Below are 20,421 nucleotides of genomic sequence, written 5' to 3'. Positions count from 1 at the left end.
ATCCCATATATTTCACCGGAGTTGTGATAAGTGTTAGCACACATCACAGACCATATGTCTGATTGGCAAGCCTCTGGACCAGCGGCAGAAGTTCCGGCGCAATCCACTCCGCATTGCAGTACTGCGGATACACGCACAGCCGCTCGCGCAGCTCGTATCCTGATGCAATATCCCGAAGTGCATCAAGCGCCGGCCAGGGATGCTCGGGATTGATGTAATCAATCGTTACCGGAGAGACGCCTCCAAGATCCGTCACACCGCACGAGAGCAGTGCTGATGCGTCCGCCAGGTTCGGCGGGATCTGAATCGAGATACTTTTTGGAAGAATTTCAGCAGCCATCATCAGGGTCTCGCGGATGTCGTCTGCAGTTGCGCCCGGCGTATCCGCCATCTCGGTTCCCGGTTTTGGACAGAAGTTCTGGATGATGACCTCCTGAATGTGGCCGTACTGCTTCTGCAGGTCACGGATCACCATAAGCGACTCCTCGCGGTCCGCAACGGTCTCGCCGATGCCAAGCAGGAGACCGGTCGTGAATGGAATCTTCAGCTTGCCTGCATCAGCAAGCATCTGAATTCGAACGGCAGGATCTTTTCCCGGACTGTGGCGGTGAGCAGGAACTTCGGCGGTCGTCTCAAGCATCAGTCCCATGCTTGCGTTCACGTTCCGCAGCCGTTCCATCTCTTCATACGTCAGGATACCTGCGTTGGTGTGCGGCAGCATCCCAAGGTCGATTGCGGCCCGACTCATTGCCATGCAGTACGACAAAATATCAGGATACCCGGCTCTCTCGATATACTGCCTGAACCCGGGTTCGTTCTCCGGCCGCTCCCCGAACGTGAACAGCGCTTCGGTGCAGCCGAACTCACTGCCGCGCTTAAGTGTTGCGAGAACCTCAGACTCCGGCATCACGCAGCCGTCCCCAACAGGCGCTTTAAACGAACAGTAGCCGCAGGCATTCGCACACACATTGGTTAGCGGGAGAAACACGTTGCGGGAAAACGTAATCGTCTGGGCCATAGCTCTTCTAAGATTGGGTTGCAAGGGGATATTAATCTGATCGATTTCTCAAAAAAGAATGCATAGGAGAAATGCCATCGCACACCGTGACTATTCGTGCAGCTCCTTCATCATCCGTCCTATTACCAGAAATACCACTGCAAGCACCAGCAAAATTGCCGCTCCCTGATACAGAACAATCACCCAGTCGCCGTCGCCGAGCAGCAGACCTGCCACCGCCGCAATAATCGCTGCAACGAGCAGCCCCTTGCCCCAGAGTAGACAAAACTGTTTGTAGGAAAGTGTCATCGATATCTCACCAGCCGTGTGTGTAAAATATATCCCTCTGGACATATAATTACAAAGTATCTCATGATTGATATTCTCTGGAATCTTATCGGGGAAGGAGTCGTATGGTTTGTTGCAATCATCGTCATCCTCGTGAATATCGGGGCCATTGTAACCCTGCTCTTTCTTGAACGGCGAAACCCGCAGGTGGTCGCCGGCTGGCTGCTGCTCATCCTGCTCGTTCCGATAATCGGATTCGTCGTCTATTTGTTCTTTGGCAGACACCTGTATGGAGAACACATCTTCAGCAAAAAGACCGTCGCCGACGAAGGATTCGCAAAAATTGCCCAGTACCAGTACAAACAGATTCAGGAAAAAACCCTGAGACTTCCAGCCGAGATCGAACGCTTCGACAGCGCGATTGCACTTCTCCTCAACTTGGACGATGCCGCATACTCTGACAATAACCAGGTTGACGTCTACACTCACGGAGAAGACAAGTTCGCCGCATTTAAAGAAGCGATCAAATCCGCAGAACATCACATCCACATGGAGTATTACATTCTCCGTGCAGACGAACTCGGAAGAGAGATCATCGATCTTCTCGCAGAACGTGCCGCAGCAGGCGTTGAGGTGCGGGTACTCTTTGATGCGGTCGGTGTCCAGAAGGTCAAAAAAGAGTTCTATGCAAACCTGACCAAAGCAGGTGGACGGGTCGCGATCTTTTTCCCGCTGAAAATTCCGTTCCTCAATACCCGCATCAACTTCCGCAACCACCGAAAAATTCTCGTGGTTGACGGAAAAACCGGATTCATCGGCGGCTTCAACATCGGTGACGAGTATCTCGGCAAAGGACCTCTGGGCTACTGGCGCGATACACACTTACGGATTCACGGGGCATCAGTCGCGTCGTTACAGACGCGGTTCATCATGGACTGGAACTACACCGTCCCGGACGCTCCGGTAGTTCTCGGCTCGCACAAAGACACCGACAACCGGTATTACCCGCTAAAGGAACTTCTCGCACCGCACGGAACCTCGGGAGTCCAGATTGCATCCTCCGGGCCTGATGGTGCAGGCAGGGCAATTTACTCAGGGTTTGTGAGCCTCATCGGCCATGCGAGAAAATCGATCTATATTCACACCCCGTACTTCATTCCTGACGAGACGATCTTCACCGCACTTTTGCTCGCAATCCGTGCAGGAATTGATGTGCGGATTGTGATTCCCTGCAAGCCGGATCATCCGTTCGTCTACTGGGCAAGCTACTCGTACTTGGGCGATCTCGTTCGTGCGGGAGCAAAGGGCTACACCTATGACAACGGGTTCATCCACAGCAAAACAGCAATCATCGACGGGGTTGCGTCAACGATCGGCACGGCAAACTGGGACATCCGCAGTTTCAAGCTGAACTTTGAGACGAACGCTTTCGTCTATGATGAGACGTTCGGGCAGATGATGAATGATATCATGACCAAAGAGATGGAAGAGAAGTGCACGCTGGTGACAGCTGAGATCTACAACAACCGGCCGAACTGGATCAAGTTCAAGGAAGGTATCTGCCGGCTGGTCTCACCGCTGCTCTAAATTATCTCCATTCATCTCCTTTTTGTAGAGCAAGAGAGCATATAGTAGCTATGAAAGTTCTTGCGTTCAATGGAAGTCCGAGAAAGTCCTGGAACACGGCAACCCTGCTGAAGAATGCTCTGGAAGGAGCTGACGCGACAGGGGCGGAGACCGAGCTGATTCATCTGTATGATCTGAATTTTAAGGGATGCAAAAGCTGTTTTGCCTGCAAGATGATTGGAGGAAAAAGTTACGGAAGATGTGCGGTGTCTGACGATCTTCAGGAGATTTTTGCGAAAGTGGAGGAGGCAGATGCAGTAATATTTGGGTCTCCGATCTATCTGGGCCGCGTGTCCGGCGAGATGGCGGCATTTTTGGATCGGCTGGTGTTTCAGTATCTGGAGTACGGGCCAAAGGTGACGCTGTTTCCAAGGAAGATGCAGACCGGATTCATCTATACGATGAATATTACCGAGGAACAGATGAAACAGTCAGGACTTGACTCGCATATTGCGTTCAACACAATGGCGCTTGAGAGGACATTCGGCCCGACCGAGGCACTTCTCAGCTTCAACACCTATCAGTTTGCGGACTATGCCAAAGTGGTTTCGTCAGTATGGAATGTTGCGGAAAAGACGAAACAGCGTGAGGAGGTGTTCCCTCTCGACTGCAAAAAGGCGTTTGAGCTGGGTGCACGTCTTGCGGCAGCTTCGCGTGTGTCTGAGTGAAATAGACAAATAACTTTTTTTGAGGTTTAGATCAGGAATGTGAGCGATGTTTGTGGTTGATTTGAAGGTTCACATTGTTACTATCGAGACTTTGGTCAGAGAACATATATACTCCTTCGTGCTGTGATGCAGGGTTGTGGGGATAATTTTCTTGAATCATGACTGAGTCGAGGAAAAATAGTGTTGTCGGATGAAAAAATTTGGTGGGGATATGTATGAGGTTGGGGGTGAGCGCTATTGAATGAAGCGGAATTTGAGATTTGCGTTTGGTTAGGGTCTGTTTTAGGAATTTGCAGAAAATTTACATGGTGACTTTCAGAAGGCCCTGCGAAACAAAAGGGATATGAAAAATATTCCCGTAAATTCTAGGAATAGAAAATATCCGCAGAAACAAATATTTTTGCGGATTCTACGAAGGATTGCAGGCATGGAATGTGACACTGCAAAATAATTTTCAGAAAAACACAAATAATTTTTTTTATTTGAATAGGAGTTATGCGGTGTGATGTCAAGGAAAACTTATCCGTTTTTTTTTCTGAAAAATGTTGATCGGGTTAGTGGTGAGTGGGAATTACGAGACGACACTTCACTGCTTAACAGTACACCGCGTAACTCCTATTGAAAATCGCCATTGGCGATTTTTTATTCGCGCTATTCGCGTTTATCACAAAAAAAGAAAAAAAATCAGTTTGCCTTCGCAATACTGATCGACAGCTTCAGCTCATCAATCTCCCACTCCATCGAAAGCAGGGCATGCTCGGCAACACAACACGAACACGGCTTCTCCTCAGGCGACCGGATCTTCAGACACGAAGAGCGAACCTCATCAGCAATCAGATCATGCTTCGCATCAACGAGCTTCGCAACACGCTCATCCATCACCACAACCTCGCACGAAATCTTCGCATCCACCGCAAGATCAGCCTGCTTGCGCATCTCCTGAATCCGCCTGATAACCTCGCGGGCATATCCTTCAGACTCAAGCTCAGCAGTCAGCGTCACATCCACATACACCATACTGCCGTCGCCGAGCGGAGAAGAGAACACATTCTCCGGCATCCGCTCCTCGAACGTCATATGCTCATCAGTAAGCTCGGTAGCAAAACCATCCTTCTCCATCGCAACCTTACCGGAAGCGGCGAGGGCTGCCCTCAGGGCTGTTCCGTCCGACTCCTCAATAAACGCCTTCACCTTCGGACCATCGCGGCCGAACTGCTTACCAATAACCTTCATCACCGGCAGAGCAGTCCACTCAACCCTGTCCCAGATGCCGGAAACCGCACGCACCGACCGTGCATTCGCACGATCGCAGCAGAGATCGTTCATCACCAGCACCGCATTCGCAACCGCAGGAGACGCAGCAGCAACCACAACCTCGCCAACCGGCCAGCGCCCTTTGCGCTTACCATTCTGCCGGGCATTTGCCACCGCCTCATCAAACTCCTGCACAATCGTCATCTCCTCCTCAAGAGCAGAATCGATCAACTGCGGAACACCGGAGAACCAGTCCTGCATATGAACCGAAGGAGAGTCGCCTGCACACTTCAGATTCTGATACATCTCTTCTGTGATATGCGGGGCGAACGGCGCAAAAATCGTCATCAGTCTCCGCAGCACGTAGTACATCGTATCATACGCCTGACGCTTTGAAACTGAATCCTCCTCAAGCCACATCCGCGGACGGACAAGCTGCACATACCATCGCGACAGCTCGTCAAGCACGAACGTCGCAATCGGACGCGTTGCACGGTGCAGATTGCAGACCGCCATCTCTTTTGTAACAGCTTCTGCAAGAGAGTTCACGCGGCTGACCAGCCAGCGGTCCTCACGACCGAATTCCGCAATATGATCCTCCACCACAGACGGATCCCAGACTCCTGCCGCAGTCGTTGCCGGAGTGTAGCCGTCCAGCTGCATATACGGCAGCGGGAACCGGTAAACATTCCACAGCACATTGAACATCCGGTGCACCGTCTTCACGCCCTCCATCGAGAACCGCAGATCATCCCACGGCGCACTTGCCGAAAGAATATACTGGCGAAGAACGTCCACACCAAACTGGGCAACAACCTCCTCGGGAGTGATAACATTCCCCAGGCTTTTGCTCATCTTCTTCCCGTTTGAGTCCAGCGAAAATCCGTGCATCAGCACAGACTTGTAGGGAGCTTTGCCAAACGCAATCGTTGACAGCGCCAGCTGCGAGTAGAACCAGCCGCGGGTCTGATCCTGTCCTTCAAGAATGAACTCAGCCGGCCAGGAGTTTTCAAACGCCTCGGTCTCCTGCGGGAAGTGCAGGGTTGCCCAGGACGCAACACCGGAGTCATACCAGACATCAAAGATGTCGGGCACACGCCGCATCGCACCGCCGCATTCGCAGGGAATCGTAATATCATCCACATACGGTCGGTGCGGATCGGTCATCTTCTGACCAGACATCTGTTCAAGCTCGGCATATCTGCCGATCACATGATACTTGTTGCAGACCGGACAGACCCAGACCGGAATCGGGATTCCCCAGTACCGCTGTCTGGAGATACACCAGTCGCGAACCTCCTCGATCCAGTCATGGAACCGGGCAGAACCTGCCCATTCCGGATACCAGGTGACCTCGTCAGCGATCTCGGCAAGCATCTTGTCGCGGACCTCTTTGACTCTGAGGAACCACTGCGAGGTTGCGCGGTAGATGATCGGGGTCTTGCACCGCCAGCAATGTCCGTACCGGTGGGTGATCTTGCGTTTCGCAAGCATGGCTGTCCCGAGCACCTCGATTACTGCGTTGTTGGTCTCTTCATCCTTGACATATTTGCCTGCAAAGATACCTGCATCAGCGGTGAAGTTGCCGTTGCCGTCAACCGGGCAGATGATCGGAAGGTTCTCACGGAGACCGACAAGGTAGTCGTCCCATCCGTGACCGGGCGCGATGTGGACCATTCCGGTGTTTTCGAGCGCGACGTAGTCTGCAATGACGACGCGGTGTTCTACCTGCTGCTGGACCGGGACATGCTCTGCGAGCGGGGATGTGTATTTGGTTCCGGCAAGTTCAGCGCCGGTCTTGGTCTCAATAATCGAGTAGTCCTGATATTTTCCGTATTTGAGGATCTGCTCGGCAAGGTCTTTGGCGATCCAGAGGTCTTCGGAGGCACCGTCTTTGACTGCGCGGACTTTGGCGTAGACGAAGTCAGCGCCAACAGCGACTGCGACGTTTGCCGGAAGGGTCCAGGGAGTGGTTGTCCAGATGACGAGGTATTCGTTTTCGCGGCCGGTAATCGGGAACTTGACGAAGATGGAGGGGTCAGTTTCGTCCCAGTATTCGACTTCGGCGTCGGCGATGGCGGTTCCGCAGCGGGGACACCAGTTGACGACGCGGCTGCCGCGTTCCAGCATTTTTTCTTCTTCGCACCGTTTCAGGGTGTACCAGGCAGCTTCGATGTAGCCGGAGTCGACCGTCTGGTAGGGGTCGTCGAAGTCCATCCAGACGCCGAGGTTTTTGAACTGCTCGGACATGAGGTCTTTGTGGGTGAGAGCAAAGGTGCGGCATTCTTCGATGAAGTTTGCGACGCCGTGTTTTTCGATGTCGGCCTTGTTTTTGAATCCGAGTTTTTCTTCGACTTTGACCTCGATCGGGAGGCCGTGCATGTCGTATCCTGCACGTTCCACGATGTTTTTGCCGGTCATGGAGTGGTAGCGGAGAATGCTGTCTTTGAGGATTTTGTTCCAGGCGGTTCCTAAGTGGATGTAGCCGGTGGTGTAGGGCGGGCCGTCGACGAACAGCCAGGGTTTTCCGCCGGAACGGAGTTCACGGGTTTTTCGATAGGTGTCGTTGGCGTCCCAGTAGGTGCGGACGCCGCTTTCTACGTTTGCAGGGACGTAGCTTTCGGTGATTTCTTTCACGGTATTGTTCCCTCGGGTATAGTGTCTGTATAGGTTGGCGGTGATGGTAGATAGGGATTTGGGAAAGAGAAATTACATATCCATTACATACAAAATCAAGAAATTCAAGCCCTAAGATCGAATCTGGCAGATAAAATAAGAAAATTTTGTTAGCAAAAACACATCAGTTACATAACAAATATATATCAGAACTCCATTAAAGGAACACAAATACATAACATATGCCAACTACAACACATATATACGTGATGCAGATGGGGGGATCAAACAAATCATGAAAACAGAAACATTATCCGAACTAATACGGGGATTCTGTAGAAATGAGCGGGAAGATACCTTCTATGATTTCAAAACAAATTATGCTGAACCAAGAAAGATTGGAAGAGATATATCAGCACTAAGCAATGCGGCAACACTCGCAGATCAGACGCATGGGTATCTCATATATGGTGTGGATGATAAAACACACGAGATTGTGGGGACCACATTTCGGCCAAAAACAGTAAAAGGGGAAGGGAATGAGGATCTGATTCCCTGGCTTACTCGTCTTCTTACTCCGAGATTAGATTTTGAGGTCCGTGAACTTGTTCTGGAGGAAAAACAGGTTGTGATTTTCGAGATCCCGGCAGCATATCTTCAGCCGGTGAGTTTTGAGAAGGTGAAATATATTCGGATAGATACCACAACTGGTCGTCTAGATGATTATCCTCTTAAGGAGAGGGAATTGTGGAAGAAACTGGAACAGAGAAGATTTGAAGCGGATCCTGCTGCGGATAATCTGACTTTGAATGAGGTGTATGAGATTCTTGACGTTCCGAAGGTGTTTTCGTTGCTGGAACTTCCTTTGCCAGAGACAAAGGATGCTCAGATGGAACGACTCGGTCAGGAAAATTTGATTGTACGGATTGGAAATCGCTATAGTATCACAAATCTTGGTGCAATTCTCTTTGCCAGGAATCTGGACAGGCTCCCGAATTTGGGACGAAAAATGCTGAGAATTATTCTCTACTCTGGTTCGGATCGGTTGCATGCGAAGAAAGAGTGGGTTTTACCTGAAGGGTATGCTCTTTCTTTACAGCGAGCAATTACGATAATCGAGGATCAGTTGCCGTCAAATGAAATTATTGAAGGGGCTCTCCGCAAGGATGCAAAGATGTACCCTACTGTGGCAATACGTGAATTTCTGGCAAATGCAGTGATTCATCAGGATTTTTTGGAGACAGGTGTCAGCCCAATGGTAGAGCTGTTTTCCAAGAGGATGGAGATCATGAATCCAGGTAAACCACTGGTTGCGATTGATCGTTTGATTGATTGTGCACCGAGGTCCCGAAATGAACGACTGGCACGATTGATGAGGAGAATGAGAATGTGTGAGGAACGGGGAAGCGGGGTGGATCGTGCGATTACGGCGATTGAGGATTATCAGTTGCCAGCACCGGATTTTGAGGAGGGAAATGGATATTTCCGAGTGACGATGTTTGCGTATGAGACGTTAGCGGAAATGGGACAACAGGATAAAGTTCGAGCTTGTTATCAGCATAGTTGTTTGTGTTATGTGAAGCGGGAGTACATGACGAATACGACGTTGCGCAATAGGTTGGGTATTGAAGAGAGGAACTATCCGCTGGCGTCGCGAGTCTTGAAACAAACTCAGGAGAAAGGATTAATTAAGATTCAGGATCCTGAAGGAGAGGGGAGGTCTGCACGGAATCGCAAGTATCTCCCTTATTGGGGATAGAATGGTGTTACATATCCATTACATATAATTCAGGTAAATTATTTGGCGCAATTTCGAAAAACACCGAAAAATACATCAGATGAGTTTGGAGGGAGATTTTCGGGTTACAATACATTTATATGTTATATTACAGAAAGGACGTCAATATCTCTTCCACCTTTCTCACCGCTCCTTCCTCGCCCGCCTCAAATGATCCGTAGACTACGTGAACCGCACGCATGCCTGCTTCCCGGGCCGGAATTACGTCGCGATCAAGCCGGTCGCCGATCATGACTGCTTCATCAGCTGAAACGCCAAGCAGCTCAAGGGTTTTCTGATAGACAAGCGGGTTTGGTTTTTTGACGCCGAAGGTCTCGGGGGCGACGACTGCGGTAAAGTATTCGAAGAGTCCAAGAGTTTTCAACCGGTCAAGAGCATCGGTTTCTTTGGAGTTGGTGATGACAGCAAGCCGAACTTCGGTACTGTGCAGGGTGGCGAGAAGTTCTGCGATGCCAACAAATGGTTCCAGGCAATTTCGTTCAACGGCAAAGTAGAGCCAGCTGCACTGGGCGAGCAGGTCTTCGGAGAGGTTGTCACGCTCCGCAAGATACGGTGTGAGAGTATCAGTGACGAGCGTTGGTTTGTCGCCGTTCAAAAACCGGAGGGTCAGTTCGCCCAAAGGGTCGTCGAGATGGATTGCCAGGACTTCTGCTGCACGGATGCGGGCGAGGAGGAGGCTGTGCAGGGTGTTGTCGAGGTCGAAGATGACGGCTTTGGGGAAGGAGTCGGGCATAGAGAGATCACACCTATTGATATCAGAAAAACAGGACAATAAATATGTAGGAATTATATTGGGATAATCTTCACCTTCGTATTTTTATATTCCGAGGGCATTTGTCCAATATCCCAACCACTACTTGTTGTTTCCAAATAGAAGTACTTTACTCCATTATAATTATAATAGGTACCATGAACATTTTCCCCACCTTTCACTCCGACAGCCATATGACCCGGTGGATTAATCAGCACTACTCCATATCCCATCTGCCGCAGTAAAGCCGCGGTAAAGATAGCGGTATCCTCACAGTCTCCACCGTTGTCCACGAGTGTCTCAATCGGATATCGCGGATACTCATCATAGCCTGTGGTCACCTTGTCTGACGTATAGGGAAGTGATTGAACAAAAGCAACTGCATTCATGACATTTTCCGAATCAGAATATCCGTACTCCCTCCCCTTGTCCTTAAACATCTTGGCAAGATTGCCCAGATATTTTTTAGTATATTCGTCTGAACCATACTTAGAATAATCGCGAGAGGTATGATCCAGATTCCGATAATAATTGTATGTACTCTTCGGAATTGATATGGAATAATACCACGTTGTCCCCTTATATTTCCAAGTATATTCTCGATCATAATACCCCGCCTCTGTGGGTGTTGGACTCGCTGTTCGCATCATCGCATTTGTAGGGGAGGCGTATCCCGATGTGGAGACAGGAATATTTTGTGTTGGCGCCGCAACGATCGGAACAGTATTGGAATTTCCCCCTAACACAGAATCAAAAACAACACCGACGACACCACTTTGCCAGAATCCGAATACGATACCAAAAACAACGAGCCATATACCCACAGATTTCAGAAATGTCATTGACCACACCTCATACCATAATCCTCTCTGTTGTCACCGATAATGGAGAAATATTATTGCCGGTAAGTGTTGCGGTAAATGCAGTGGTGACACCAAGTGGCACTGTAAGATATTCCTGAAATGTCTGAGAAGAATTCCCCGGAAAATTGCCGATGGAAAGAGTGGTTTGATCCCAGACTTGGTCTGACCCCTCTGTAGGAGCATCAGCACTGATATGCAGGGTGAGATTGATCAAAGTGGAAGAGTGGTAATTTTTGAGATCACAGAAAACACAAAAATCAGCGTCATTTCGATGTTTTTGTCGAAGTTGTGCCTGGATGAATAATTGATGTCCGCCTGATACATTGCCTTTGTTACTGTTCAGTTCATAATCAACAGCTAACAGAATCAAACCAACTATAACACAGGTGGCAGATATCCATACCCACAACGGCAACATATGTGATAATTATTTTTTTTCAATGATAAATATTCGTATCACAATTGAATATATAATATCTTATAAAAATGTCACAAAAAACACTATCCACATGCTAGCCATTCCAACAAGAGATAGGATTGTTTCTCTCTCAAACAGAAATTTTACCCACAAAAATAATGTAATTGCTATGTTGCTAGGTTCAGAGGAATTTCACAACCTTCAAAAATGACAACAGAAGAGGACCATATGATCCAAACCATAAATACACTCAATCAGGCAACCTAGCAATATCTAATTGAAACATCCCATAGCAAAAAATACCAAGATTCAACCAAAAAAAAGATGATAAGGGTAGCAGAGTATTAGCAGAGGACAGTTTGACTCTCCACCGGAACGAGATGATACTGTCGAACGTTTTCGATTCTAACATCAGATCTCTCCACATACCACTCTGCTCCTGCAAACCGTGTCCCCACATACTCTTTCAGCCACATTCCCACCTTCACCGAAGAGAGCGTGCCAGAAACCGCGGACCGGATCATCGCCTCATCCGCATAATTCAGCAGACCCTCATGCCCGGTCCCGCTCTTTCGGGCGGCACCTTCCGCAACCAGAATCTTCAGCAGCGCCTTCGCTGAAAATGCTCTCTCGCCAAACACCGCATACAGCGCCGCCACCAACTCAGCCCCTTCAACATCCGCCTCGTTCTCCTCGCTCTGCATCTCGCCCTGATTGGCCAGAACCGCAGACCAGCCGGCGTGCGCAAGAGCGCCGCCCACCACACGCAGCCACTCGGGAAACTCCGACAGATTCCCGGACACGAGCCTGAATGCAGGCTCGCCTGCCTGTTGCCAAAACCGGAGCAGCACCGCAACGCCCCAGACCGCCTGCGGGTGCATCGCGGACGCAAGTTCCAGCAGCTCGGTCTTTGTGCGGGAGAAACGAATCTCCTGCCAGGCCTTTGGTGCAGCGAGCCGCACCAGAAACATTCTGCCGGTCACGTCAGCCCGGATGTTCAGATGCACCCCGTTCACCACAAAAAACGCCGGAGTTTTTCCGGTAAACGAAGAGTAGGTTCCCATGTTCCGGGACATCACCCGTCCGGATCCCGAAGTCGCCGAAAGCAGAACTTCAGGCGTCCAGTCGGTTCCGGCAACCACATTGTCCAGAACAACGTATCCGAGATTCTCGCGGACCGTCATCCGCACAATCTTCTCCATCTCATCGCGGCGACGGCTCGTCGCATGCACGATCGGAACCTCGCCGTACGCAAGAGCGCCCACCGCAAGGGCAAGAAGACTTCCGCCGGCACGCGGCGTGTTCTTGTCGATCGCCCAGATAGGAACCGGGCCCTGCATGGTCGGACGAAGAACGGCAGTCATCAATGCCGCAACCGCGTTCGCTGCGTCCGCAGGACCGGCAAACAAAAACTCGCCGAAAATATCGGCAAGCATCTCGCGGACGAAACCGACATCCGATTCACTCGGATGCTCGGGCACTGGCGGAAGCGTGTGCGTTGCTGTCAGAAAAAATCCTGATGCCGCATCAAACCCTGCCGTGCATGCAATCGTTCCGTCAGCTCTGAGGAGGACGCCGGAGTGCAGACCGGCAAGCACCGGAATCAGCCGATACCGCTCCGAAGGAGCGGCGATCGCCGCATCCAGCAGGGCATTGTGCGGCTCGACGATGACGTCCTTCAAAAAGCGTTTCCATGTGCCGGCTTCCGAGAGGATCAGGCGAAGCCGGTTGCGGTCCAGCGGGACAACAGCGTAGCTGCCGTCCTCGTTTTGAACAACACGGACGAGATGTCCGTCCTGTCGGAATACCGTAGGCCCATGGCCTGAGGCATTGAACCGCGCGAGTGCAAGATGCACCTGCTTCACTGAATCAGTGATCTTTTCATGAAGATAGAACACAGCGGGAAACACCGGAGACTCCTCGGAAGGAGAGACGGCGTTTTGACTGTGTTCGAACGGGGTCAGGAAATCGGCAAGATTGCCGAAGTCCGAACCTGCATTTTTGGGGTGGATTTGTTCGCTACTTGGCATGAATATCACCTTGGGAGTGGGTGAGTGGAGGTGAGGGAATGGTTCCGCTTCGATTATGCTGGCGGGAGTTCAACGGGTCAGAACCCGGACCTATATATAGCGCTCTCTGAGATGATAATTGTATATTTTTGGTTGTTGTTGTACTATTATGTTTGAGATGCCCACGGGATGCATGCCGCAGGCGTGCGTCCCGTGGGCTGAAACATGTACTCTCACAAAAAAATCGACTAAATCTTTTCGTGGTATCACAACTTGTCACCGCATAAGTCCTATTTTATCAGAAATATTCCCCAAAACAAAGTGTTCATGATTTCTGCCGTTCAATATATTCCATACATGCGGGTCTATATATACGGAGAAACGGTCCTGTCCGCCGGATGCACGCCGGTCGATGCAATAACGCCGGAACTGGTGCAACAGCTCGAGGAGATGGTGCCTTTCATGCGGAACAGCCGCGGCGTCGGGCTTGCCGCGCCGCAGATAGGTGTCCCTCAGCGTTTTTTTGTGATGGATGCAGGCGACAAACTCCGCAAAGTGATCAATCCCGAGATCCTTTCAGCCGGCAACTCCACATCTGAGATGGAGGAGGGATGTCTCTCGATACCGGGCGTTCACAAAAAAGTCCGGAGACCGAAGCGGATTTTGGTGCGGTATCAGAACGAGACCGGAGAGACGATCGAAGAGGAGCTGAAGGACTTTCCGGCACGGGTGTTTCAGCATGAGTATGATCATCTGGACGGGGTTCTGTTCGTCGACCGGCTGACACCGATCGCACGCAAGATGGTAGCCCGCGATCTGGAGCGGCTTGCTGGGGAGAAGGCCGAATGAGAGTTCTGTTTATGGGGACGCCTGCGTATGCGGTTCCGGCTCTTGAGGCGGTCGCGGCTGAGCATGAGATCGTCGGTGTGGTGACAAGGGTGGACAAACCGAACCGACGCGGGAACAAGATTGTTTTTTCGCCGGTGAAGGAGTATGCGCTTGCGCATGATATTCCGATCTTTCAGCCTGAGTCGATGAGGGATCCGCAGTTGTTCGCGGATCTTGCGGCGCTGCATGCTGATATCGGCGTGGTGGTGGCGTTTGGCATGATGATTCCTGATGAGATCATCAATCTGCCGCCGCAGAAGATCATCAATATTCATGGCTCTCTGCTGCCCCGCTACCGCGGAGCAGCGCCGATGCAGTACTCGGTGCTGAATGGGGATGAGGAGGCGGGAGTGTCGATCATGTACATCACAAAGGACCTGGATGCAGGGGACGTGATTCTCTCAAAGTCGCTTGCAGTAGGGGGCGATGAGACGTTTGGGGAGCTGCATGACCGGCTCGCAGCTCTCGGGGCCAAGGCGCTCGTTGAAGCGCTGGAGAGAGTTTCATCCGGAGATGTTTGCGCAACGCCGCAGGATCATGCGAAGGCGACGTTTGCTCCGTCGATCACAAAGGAGGAGTGTGTGATTGACTGGTCGATGCCTGCGAGGATGATTCATAACCGGATTCGCGGGCTGTCGCCGGCGCCGTGTGCGAACACGAGGCTTCCTGACGGAAAGCGGCTGCTGGTCTACCGGAGCGAGCGGGTTTTCGGGGAGCATGCAGGGGAGCCCGGACAGGTGGTGGACGTTCTGAAACGAAAAGGGCCGGTGGTGATGACCGGAGACGGGGCTTTGTGTATTCTGTCGGCGAAACCGGAAGGAAAGAAGGAGATGCCAGGGTTTGAGCTGGTGAACGGACATTATCTGAGTGTCGGGGCCAGATTAGAATCTCTGAAACGCGAATAGCGCGAATCGCATGCCTTCCACACGACGTTCCGTCGTGTTAAACTCCCCCTTCGGGAGTCGTTTCGGCCTGCTTACCGCTTCGCGGAATAGCGCGAATAAAAAAAATCACCAATGGCGGTTTTTAATAAATTATCAAAATTATTTATTTTTTTTTTTTGGCAGAATTTTTCGTTTAGATATTCATAGATTATTTTTTTATTCGCGCTATTCGCGTTTCAAAATCTCATCAACCACATGCACCGACCCGCACAGCCCTGTTCTCTCAAACGCCGCAAGAACCTCAGCCTCCGGCATCTCTTTCCGATAAAACAGATGCGTCGCACAGTCGCAGTCTGAGCAGCCGAAGGAAGGAACCCCGTCCCCTCCAAGAGAAGCCGCAAGCACACACTCAAGATCCGACTCGGTCTTTGCACAGACCGTCCTGCAGAGCCGGACCTCAGGCGACGCCAGAAGATAATCGATATGCCACTTCGGTTTTCGGTACTGCTCGCGATAGAACCGGACATGGCGGCTGACCCGCGAGAGCCCGCCGCTCCCAAGGGCCGAGCCTGCATACAGATACCAGCCTGAAGGAAAATCCAGTTCCCCAAGAGCACCGACTCGCACCGTCTGCGGAGCAGTACACTCAAGAATCAGACAGTAGATCCCCTTATCCATACTTCGGGACTTCCGCCTGAGACAGGAGAACATCACGCATCGCACCGGACGGAACAGGCATATCATGACCGCACCAGAGTGACTCAATGCGGAGCTCCGCAAGCCGGTTCACGGATGCGATGAGATCAGCGTGATTGCCGGTCGGGAGATCAGTTCTGCCGAATGAACCGTGCGGGAACAGCGTATCCCCTGCAATTAACGCACCGTCCTCCTCGCGGTAGAGACAGATACTGCCGCGGGTGTGACCGGGAGTGTTGATGACCACGAACTCACCGACGCGGTCCCCGTTGTTCAACGGGGTTGCTGAAATGCCTGGGGCATGCTCGCCGAAGTGTGTTGAGAGGCAGAGCGAGTCGTCAGAAAGAAATGTCAGATCGCCCGCACCGACACAGACCTCTGCATTGCAGAGGTCTGCAAGAGCGCGGACATTGGCCATATGATCATAATGGCCGTGGGTTAAGACGATCGTTTCGATCTGGTCTTTATAGGGGGCGACTGTTGTCACCGGCTGGGAAGCATCGACGAGAATGCTGCCGCATACATAGGAGTTGGAACGCCAGCCTATCTCACGCAGCCAGCGAATGGGTTCACTCATACACTATAATGAGTCGTGAGGACAAATGATATATTCGAATGCACTCAATTCTTCGTGACTGCCGAAACGGCGACCTTTCTGGTCTGGTGGAGGCAGCAAAGGCCGAGGGCATGACGCCTGAGGCGCTTGCCGGAAATATTGCCGCGGGCAGAACGATTCTTCTGAAGAATGCCCGCCGTCCCTATACTCCCTGCGTGATCGGAGAAGGGGCGAGGGTGAAGGTCAACGTGAATATCGGAACGTCGGGTCAGCGGTGCGATCCGACGATGGAAATAGAAAAAGCGAACGCAGCGATTGCAAACGGTGCGGACGCGATTATGGATCTCTCGACCGGCGGCGATCTTGCAGCAATGCGTAAGGAGATTCTAAAGCTCCCGATTCCGGTCGGAACGGTGCCGGTGTACGAGGCGGTCCGGCGTGCTGGCAATGTGATTGATCTGTCTGCTGATCTGTTGTTCAAGGTTATCCGTGAGCAGGCTGAGCAGGGCGTGGATTTTATGACGCTGCACTGCGGGGTGAATCTTGAGGTGGTGGAGACGCTGCGTCTGGACCCAAGAGTGATGGGCGTTGTCTCCCGCGGAGGCTCGTTTCATACGGCGATGATGCTTGCGTCCGGCGAGGAGAATCCGCTGTATGCTGAGTATGAGTATCTGCTGGAGATTTTGGATGAGTATGAGATTGCGCTGTCGCTTGGGGATGGGATGCGGCCCGGCGCATACGTGGACTCAACACGGCTTGCGAAGTCGCAGGAGTATCTGACGCTCGGGAAACTTGCCCGTGTTGCGCACGCGAAAGGTGTGCAGCGGATGATTGAGGGTCCGGGGCACATGGACTATAATGAGATTTCGTATAATGTGAAGATGATTAAGGAGATCACAGGTTTTGCTCCGCTGTATCTGCTCGGGCCGCTGGTAACTGATATTGCTCCCGGGTATGATCATATTACGGGCGCTATCGGCGGGGCTGCGGCAGCAGCTGCGGGGGCCGATTTCCTGTGTATGGTGTCGCCGTCAGAGCATCTGGCGCTGCCTGATACGAGGGATATTATTGAGGGGACGCGGGTTGCGAAGGTTGCGGCGCATGTGGGCGATCTGACCCGCAGGCGTGAGGCTGAGCTGCCGCGTCAGGCGGCGATGGCTGAGGCACGCAGAACGCTTGACTGGGAAGGGCAGTATGCGTTGTCGCTGTTTGGTGATCATGCCCGTGCGGTGCATGACCGCGATGGTGCATGCGAGACCTGTTCGATGTGCGGGGATCTGTGTGCGATTAAGATCGTTGAGAAGGCGCTCGAGAAGAAGATCTGAGAAGGATTTTTTTTATAATTTTTTTTTGGTGTTGCCTATTAATTTCTGGCCTCCCACGGAAAAACGGAACGCATGCCTTCGGCCTGCGTTCCGCTTTTCCGTGGGCGGAGCTGTCCAAATTCGAACAGTGTTTACCGATAAACGAATTAATGGAAAAAACGCACTTACTGCCCGGCACCCTCATCAGGAATAATTTCCCCTGAGGACACCACGCCCGCAACCGTTCCGCACTCCTCGCGAAGAAGCGAGTTGCGCCACCGGATCGATTTTTCCGTGCCGTCACTGCACAGAACCGTGCCGCTGTAGACATGGTCCTCCACATCCACCATGCCTGAGATCAGCTGCTCAAACGCCTGAAGGCGTGCCTCGCGGGCATGGGCCGGAACAACATCCTCAAACCAGTTCCTGCCAATCAGCTCAGCCTCACTGTAGCCGAGAATCTTTGCCCCGTACCGGTTGATCATCTCAATCACCCCGTCGCGGCGCACCACAACCAGCATCACACCCGCAATATTCAGATAACTCTGTGTCCGGTCGCGTTCGCGCTGCAGTTTCTCCTGCAACAGACAGCGGGAAGCAACGGTACTGATCTGAAACGACGTTGACATAAGAATACCTCGGAGCACCGTGTCCGGCGACTGGGGGGCGGTGGAACCGAGCACAATACAGGCAACCGTCCTGCTCTCATGAACCACCGGCATCAGAACAAGCGACGCAGCACCATCCATCGTTGACAGCGTCCCCTCCGGAAAAAGCTCCATACGATACGCATCAAAGATCACCGGCTCGCCCTTGCGGATGATCCGGTCCACAATCGAGTCGAGAGGAATTGCCGGGGCAAACCTGCCGTTCTTTGACATAAAGAGAATATAATCATCAAAAATACTGCGCTGATAGACCGCGACCGCAGTAAACCCGCTGATCTTTGGCAGCATCTCCAGAGCCGAGTTCCAGATCTCCTGCGTCGTCGTCACACCCTCAAGCACAAACGCAAGCTCGCGGGTCTGAAGCTGCCGATTCCGGTCAGCAACCTCATCGGAGATGTCGGTTGCCATCGTGAGCAGATACTCGCGGTCAGCGGAGAGAACCATTGGCAGCACGCGGGCAGAAACATAACGGACATCGCCGTTCACCACAATCCGGTCCTCAGGAACATTCACCGGCTTTGCAAACGCCTTCACCTTATCATGCGCATCAGCAAGATGCGTGGACCCTAAACGGGAGAGAAGCTTCGGGATGGACAGGCTCCGCAGCTCGGCGCGGTTGATGCCAAGATACTGTTCAGCCCCGCGGTTCGTGTACACAATCTTGTTGGTCTTCGTATCGGTAACGATGATGATGCCCGGAATATTGTGCATCACACCATCAAGAAACAGCTTCCACCGCTTCACATTCTGCTCAGCATTTCTGCGGTCGGTGACATCGCGAAGCGCTCCGTTGTAGCCAAGGAACATCCCTGACTCTTTGTCAAGGATCACTGGTGTGCCTGAGAACTCGCAGTAGATGCGGCTGCCGTCCTTACAGATGAACGGGAACTCAAGAAGCGTGAACCCGGTCTCTTTGGAAAGTTCCGCGGAAAGTTCCCAGGAAAAACGTGAGCCTGCACCCGGCGGCATGAACTCAGTAAAGGAGCGGCCGATCAGCTCCTCGGGTGCGTATCCGCATATTTCGGTTATCTGGGGGCTGATGTAGCGGATGAGTGAGTCCTCGTCCAGCGACCAGATACAGTCCCGGACGGTTTCGACCAGACGGCGGAACATTGCTTCGCTTCGTTCAAGGGCGGCCTCCGCGTTTTTGTGGTCGGTGACGTCGTCAAGGACGACGGTCACCCCCGGCCTGCCGTCGGCAAGCACCATCGGGTAGATCTTTTGATCAAGATAGCACTCGCGCCCTTCATGAAAGACCCGCAGCTCCCCGCGAACGGTGTCGCCCCTAAGTGCGCGTCTGATATGATCCGCGAGCATGTCGCTGCACAGAAGATTGCAGGGGCCGCTGTAGACAAGCGAACCAACGACACCTTCGGCGTCGACGGAGAGGAATGAGAGAAGTGCTTCGTTGGCCTGGATGATCTTCAGGTTCTCGTCGATTAAGAGCACCATCTCTGAGGAGAGGTTGAGCATTGCAGAGACCGGCACGCGTTTTGAGATGAAGAAGACCTTTGCTTTGCCAAAGGTTCGCATCTCAACCTGGCCGGAGACGAGGAGATTGTCCATGTAGCGTGCAATGGTGTTTCGGTTGAGGTGAGCGGCGTCTGCGATCTCGGTGACGGACATCCCGCGGGGATTGTCCTTGAGAAGGGTAAGAATATCGGTAAAATCGCCCGCCGACTCGCTCATTACTCATTCATTAATCCTGAATCGTGATAATGCTTTCTTCATGGCGAGGCTATGATGCCACACGTCAATGCCGTGCAATGAAACATACATTTATAACTGATAACTGCGAATAGAGTAGTAGCAGCCGGTGATGATACCACCGGCCGCGGACAGACCTGCGGAACAAACGCAAAATGTTCATTCCATGCAGTCAAAGTTTCAGGAATATTTACACCACACACGATTCTTGAAGAGAGAGACACACCTCATCACACCTACACACCAGCCATTTCCGTGCGGGCGTCTTCTCGGGTCTGCCACCAATACGATATCATCACACCTCCAAACAAAACGGTTAATGACACACGTACCACTCTCAAAACCCCCCAATTTTTCTTTTTTAGTATTTTCTTCTGTGGATTCATGCATTTTAAACGCGAAGAGCACGAATAGCGCGAATAAAAAATCG

16 protein-coding genes are annotated in these 20,421 nt (G+C 51.9%); 6 read left to right on the top strand and 10 right to left on the bottom strand.

Annotated features, from left to right (window positions below; genetic code table 11):
* Positions 1 to 43: 43 nt before the first annotated feature.
* On the bottom strand, positions 44 to 1,018 hold the full coding sequence (cofG, locus tag McpAg1_RS00610; RefSeq protein WP_338093341.1) for a 7,8-didemethyl-8-hydroxy-5-deazariboflavin synthase subunit CofG: 975 nt from the start codon (positions 1,016 to 1,018) through the stop codon (positions 44 to 46).
* 90 nt (positions 1,019 to 1,108) lie between these two features.
* On the bottom strand, positions 1,109 to 1,306 hold the full coding sequence (locus McpAg1_RS00605; RefSeq protein ID WP_338093340.1) for a hypothetical protein: 198 nt from the start codon (positions 1,304 to 1,306) through the stop codon (positions 1,109 to 1,111).
* 63 nt (positions 1,307 to 1,369) lie between these two features.
* On the opposite strand from McpAg1_RS00605, the gene cls reads away from it, so the two are divergent.
* Both cls and McpAg1_RS00595 read left to right on the top strand, forming a co-directional pair.
* Positions 1,370 to 2,872, top strand: a complete 1,503-nt coding sequence (cls, locus tag McpAg1_RS00600) for a cardiolipin synthase (protein ID WP_338093339.1) — start codon at positions 1,370 to 1,372, stop codon at positions 2,870 to 2,872.
* Positions 2,873 to 2,922: 50 nt separating this feature from the next.
* On the top strand, positions 2,923 to 3,579 hold the full coding sequence (locus McpAg1_RS00595) for a flavodoxin family protein (protein WP_338093338.1): 657 nt from the start codon (positions 2,923 to 2,925) through the stop codon (positions 3,577 to 3,579).
* Between the two features lie 684 nt (positions 3,580 to 4,263).
* Here McpAg1_RS00595 and ileS read toward each other — a convergent pair.
* A complete protein-coding gene (ileS, locus tag McpAg1_RS00590; RefSeq protein WP_338093337.1) occupies positions 4,264 to 7,470 on the bottom strand; it encodes an isoleucine--tRNA ligase in 3,207 nt (1,068 codons plus the stop codon).
* A gap of 274 nt (positions 7,471 to 7,744) precedes the next feature.
* Here ileS and McpAg1_RS00585 point away from each other — a divergent pair, with 274 nt between their 5' ends.
* On the top strand, positions 7,745 to 9,208 hold the full coding sequence (locus tag McpAg1_RS00585) for an ATP-binding protein (RefSeq protein WP_338093336.1): 1,464 nt from the start codon (positions 7,745 to 7,747) through the stop codon (positions 9,206 to 9,208).
* A gap of 127 nt (positions 9,209 to 9,335) precedes the next feature.
* On the opposite strand, the gene McpAg1_RS00580 is transcribed toward McpAg1_RS00585, so the two are convergent.
* The 4 genes from McpAg1_RS00580 to McpAg1_RS00565 form a co-directional block, all read right to left on the bottom strand.
* Positions 9,336 to 9,980, bottom strand: a complete 645-nt coding sequence (locus tag McpAg1_RS00580; protein WP_338093335.1) for an HAD family hydrolase — start codon at positions 9,978 to 9,980, stop codon at positions 9,336 to 9,338.
* Positions 9,981 to 10,033: 53 nt separating this feature from the next.
* Positions 10,034 to 10,840, bottom strand: a complete 807-nt coding sequence (locus tag McpAg1_RS00575; RefSeq protein ID WP_338093334.1) for a transglutaminase-like domain-containing protein — start codon at positions 10,838 to 10,840, stop codon at positions 10,034 to 10,036.
* A gap of 10 nt (positions 10,841 to 10,850) precedes the next feature.
* Positions 10,851 to 11,279, bottom strand: coding sequence for a hypothetical protein (locus McpAg1_RS00570; RefSeq protein WP_338093333.1), 429 nt, complete (start codon positions 11,277 to 11,279; stop codon positions 10,851 to 10,853).
* Between the two features lie 344 nt (positions 11,280 to 11,623).
* Entirely contained in the window at positions 11,624 to 13,309 is a 1,686-nt protein-coding gene (locus McpAg1_RS00565; protein ID WP_338093332.1) for a hypothetical protein, read from the bottom strand.
* A gap of 336 nt (positions 13,310 to 13,645) precedes the next feature.
* On the opposite strand from McpAg1_RS00565, the gene def reads away from it, so the two are divergent.
* Together def and fmt are read left to right on the top strand one after the other, a co-directional pair.
* Positions 13,646 to 14,137, top strand: a complete 492-nt coding sequence (def, locus tag McpAg1_RS00560) for a peptide deformylase (protein ID WP_338093331.1) — start codon at positions 13,646 to 13,648, stop codon at positions 14,135 to 14,137.
* Positions 14,134 to 15,081 (top strand): methionyl-tRNA formyltransferase, encoded by a 948-nt coding sequence (gene fmt / locus McpAg1_RS00555; protein ID WP_338093330.1) that lies wholly within the window; start codon positions 14,134 to 14,136, stop codon positions 15,079 to 15,081. Before def ends, fmt begins: the two co-directional genes overlap by 4 nt.
* Before the next feature lie 204 nt (positions 15,082 to 15,285).
* On the opposite strand, the gene McpAg1_RS00550 is transcribed toward fmt, so the two are convergent.
* Complete coding sequence (locus McpAg1_RS00550; RefSeq protein WP_338093329.1) at positions 15,286 to 15,738, bottom strand: GIY-YIG nuclease family protein; 453 nt, start codon at positions 15,736 to 15,738, stop codon at positions 15,286 to 15,288.
* Entirely contained in the window at positions 15,731 to 16,333 is a 603-nt protein-coding gene (locus McpAg1_RS00545) for an MBL fold metallo-hydrolase (protein WP_338093328.1), read from the bottom strand. Before McpAg1_RS00545 ends, McpAg1_RS00550 begins: the two co-directional genes overlap by 8 nt.
* Positions 16,334 to 16,371: 38 nt before the next feature.
* On the opposite strand from McpAg1_RS00545, the gene thiC reads away from it, so the two are divergent.
* Entirely contained in the window at positions 16,372 to 17,637 is a 1,266-nt protein-coding gene (gene thiC, locus McpAg1_RS00540) for a phosphomethylpyrimidine synthase ThiC (protein ID WP_338093327.1), read from the top strand.
* 164 nt (positions 17,638 to 17,801) lie between these two features.
* Here thiC and McpAg1_RS00535 read toward each other — a convergent pair whose 3' ends face one another.
* Positions 17,802 to 19,973: a PAS domain S-box protein gene (locus McpAg1_RS00535; RefSeq protein ID WP_338093326.1), complete on the bottom strand. Its 2,172-nt coding sequence runs from the start codon at positions 19,971 to 19,973 to the stop codon at positions 17,802 to 17,804.
* Between the last annotated feature and the right edge of the window lie 448 nt (positions 19,974 to 20,421).

Origin of the sequence: Methanorbis furvi (assembly GCF_032714615.1) — an archaeon.
Lineage (GTDB): Archaea > Halobacteriota > Methanomicrobia > Methanomicrobiales > Methanocorpusculaceae > Methanocorpusculum > Methanocorpusculum furvi.
The sequence above is the reverse complement of the archived record's forward strand: the minus strand, read 5'-3'. Positions and strand labels throughout refer to the sequence as shown.

What these genes read in the sequence shown, in the direction of transcription:
- cofG (WP_338093341.1), bottom strand. Translation starts at nt 1,018, where the DNA reads ATGGCCCAGACGATTACGTTTTCCCGCAACGTGTTTCTCCCGCTAACC.
- McpAg1_RS00605 (WP_338093340.1), bottom strand. Translation starts at nt 1,306, where the DNA reads ATGACACTTTCCTACAAACAGTTTTGTCTACTCTGGGGCAAGGGGCTG.
- cls (WP_338093339.1), top strand. Translation starts at nt 1,370, where the DNA reads ATGATTGATATTCTCTGGAATCTTATCGGGGAAGGAGTCGTATGGTTT.
- McpAg1_RS00595 (WP_338093338.1), top strand. Translation starts at nt 2,923, where the DNA reads ATGAAAGTTCTTGCGTTCAATGGAAGTCCGAGAAAGTCCTGGAACACG.
- McpAg1_RS00585 (WP_338093336.1), top strand. Translation starts at nt 7,745, where the DNA reads ATGAAAACAGAAACATTATCCGAACTAATACGGGGATTCTGTAGAAAT.
- McpAg1_RS00580 (WP_338093335.1), bottom strand. Translation starts at nt 9,980, where the DNA reads ATGCCCGACTCCTTCCCCAAAGCCGTCATCTTCGACCTCGACAACACC.
- McpAg1_RS00575 (WP_338093334.1), bottom strand. Translation starts at nt 10,840, where the DNA reads ATGACATTTCTGAAATCTGTGGGTATATGGCTCGTTGTTTTTGGTATC.
- McpAg1_RS00570 (WP_338093333.1), bottom strand. Translation starts at nt 11,279, where the DNA reads ATGTTGCCGTTGTGGGTATGGATATCTGCCACCTGTGTTATAGTTGGT.
- McpAg1_RS00565 (WP_338093332.1), bottom strand. Translation starts at nt 13,309, where the DNA reads ATGCCAAGTAGCGAACAAATCCACCCCAAAAATGCAGGTTCGGACTTC.
- def (WP_338093331.1), top strand. Translation starts at nt 13,646, where the DNA reads ATGCGGGTCTATATATACGGAGAAACGGTCCTGTCCGCCGGATGCACG.
- fmt (WP_338093330.1), top strand. Translation starts at nt 14,134, where the DNA reads ATGAGAGTTCTGTTTATGGGGACGCCTGCGTATGCGGTTCCGGCTCTT.
- McpAg1_RS00550 (WP_338093329.1), bottom strand. Translation starts at nt 15,738, where the DNA reads ATGGATAAGGGGATCTACTGTCTGATTCTTGAGTGTACTGCTCCGCAG.
- McpAg1_RS00545 (WP_338093328.1), bottom strand. Translation starts at nt 16,333, where the DNA reads ATGAGTGAACCCATTCGCTGGCTGCGTGAGATAGGCTGGCGTTCCAAC.
- thiC (WP_338093327.1), top strand. Translation starts at nt 16,372, where the DNA reads ATGCACTCAATTCTTCGTGACTGCCGAAACGGCGACCTTTCTGGTCTG.
- McpAg1_RS00535 (WP_338093326.1), bottom strand. Translation starts at nt 19,973, where the DNA reads ATGAGCGAGTCGGCGGGCGATTTTACCGATATTCTTACCCTTCTCAAG.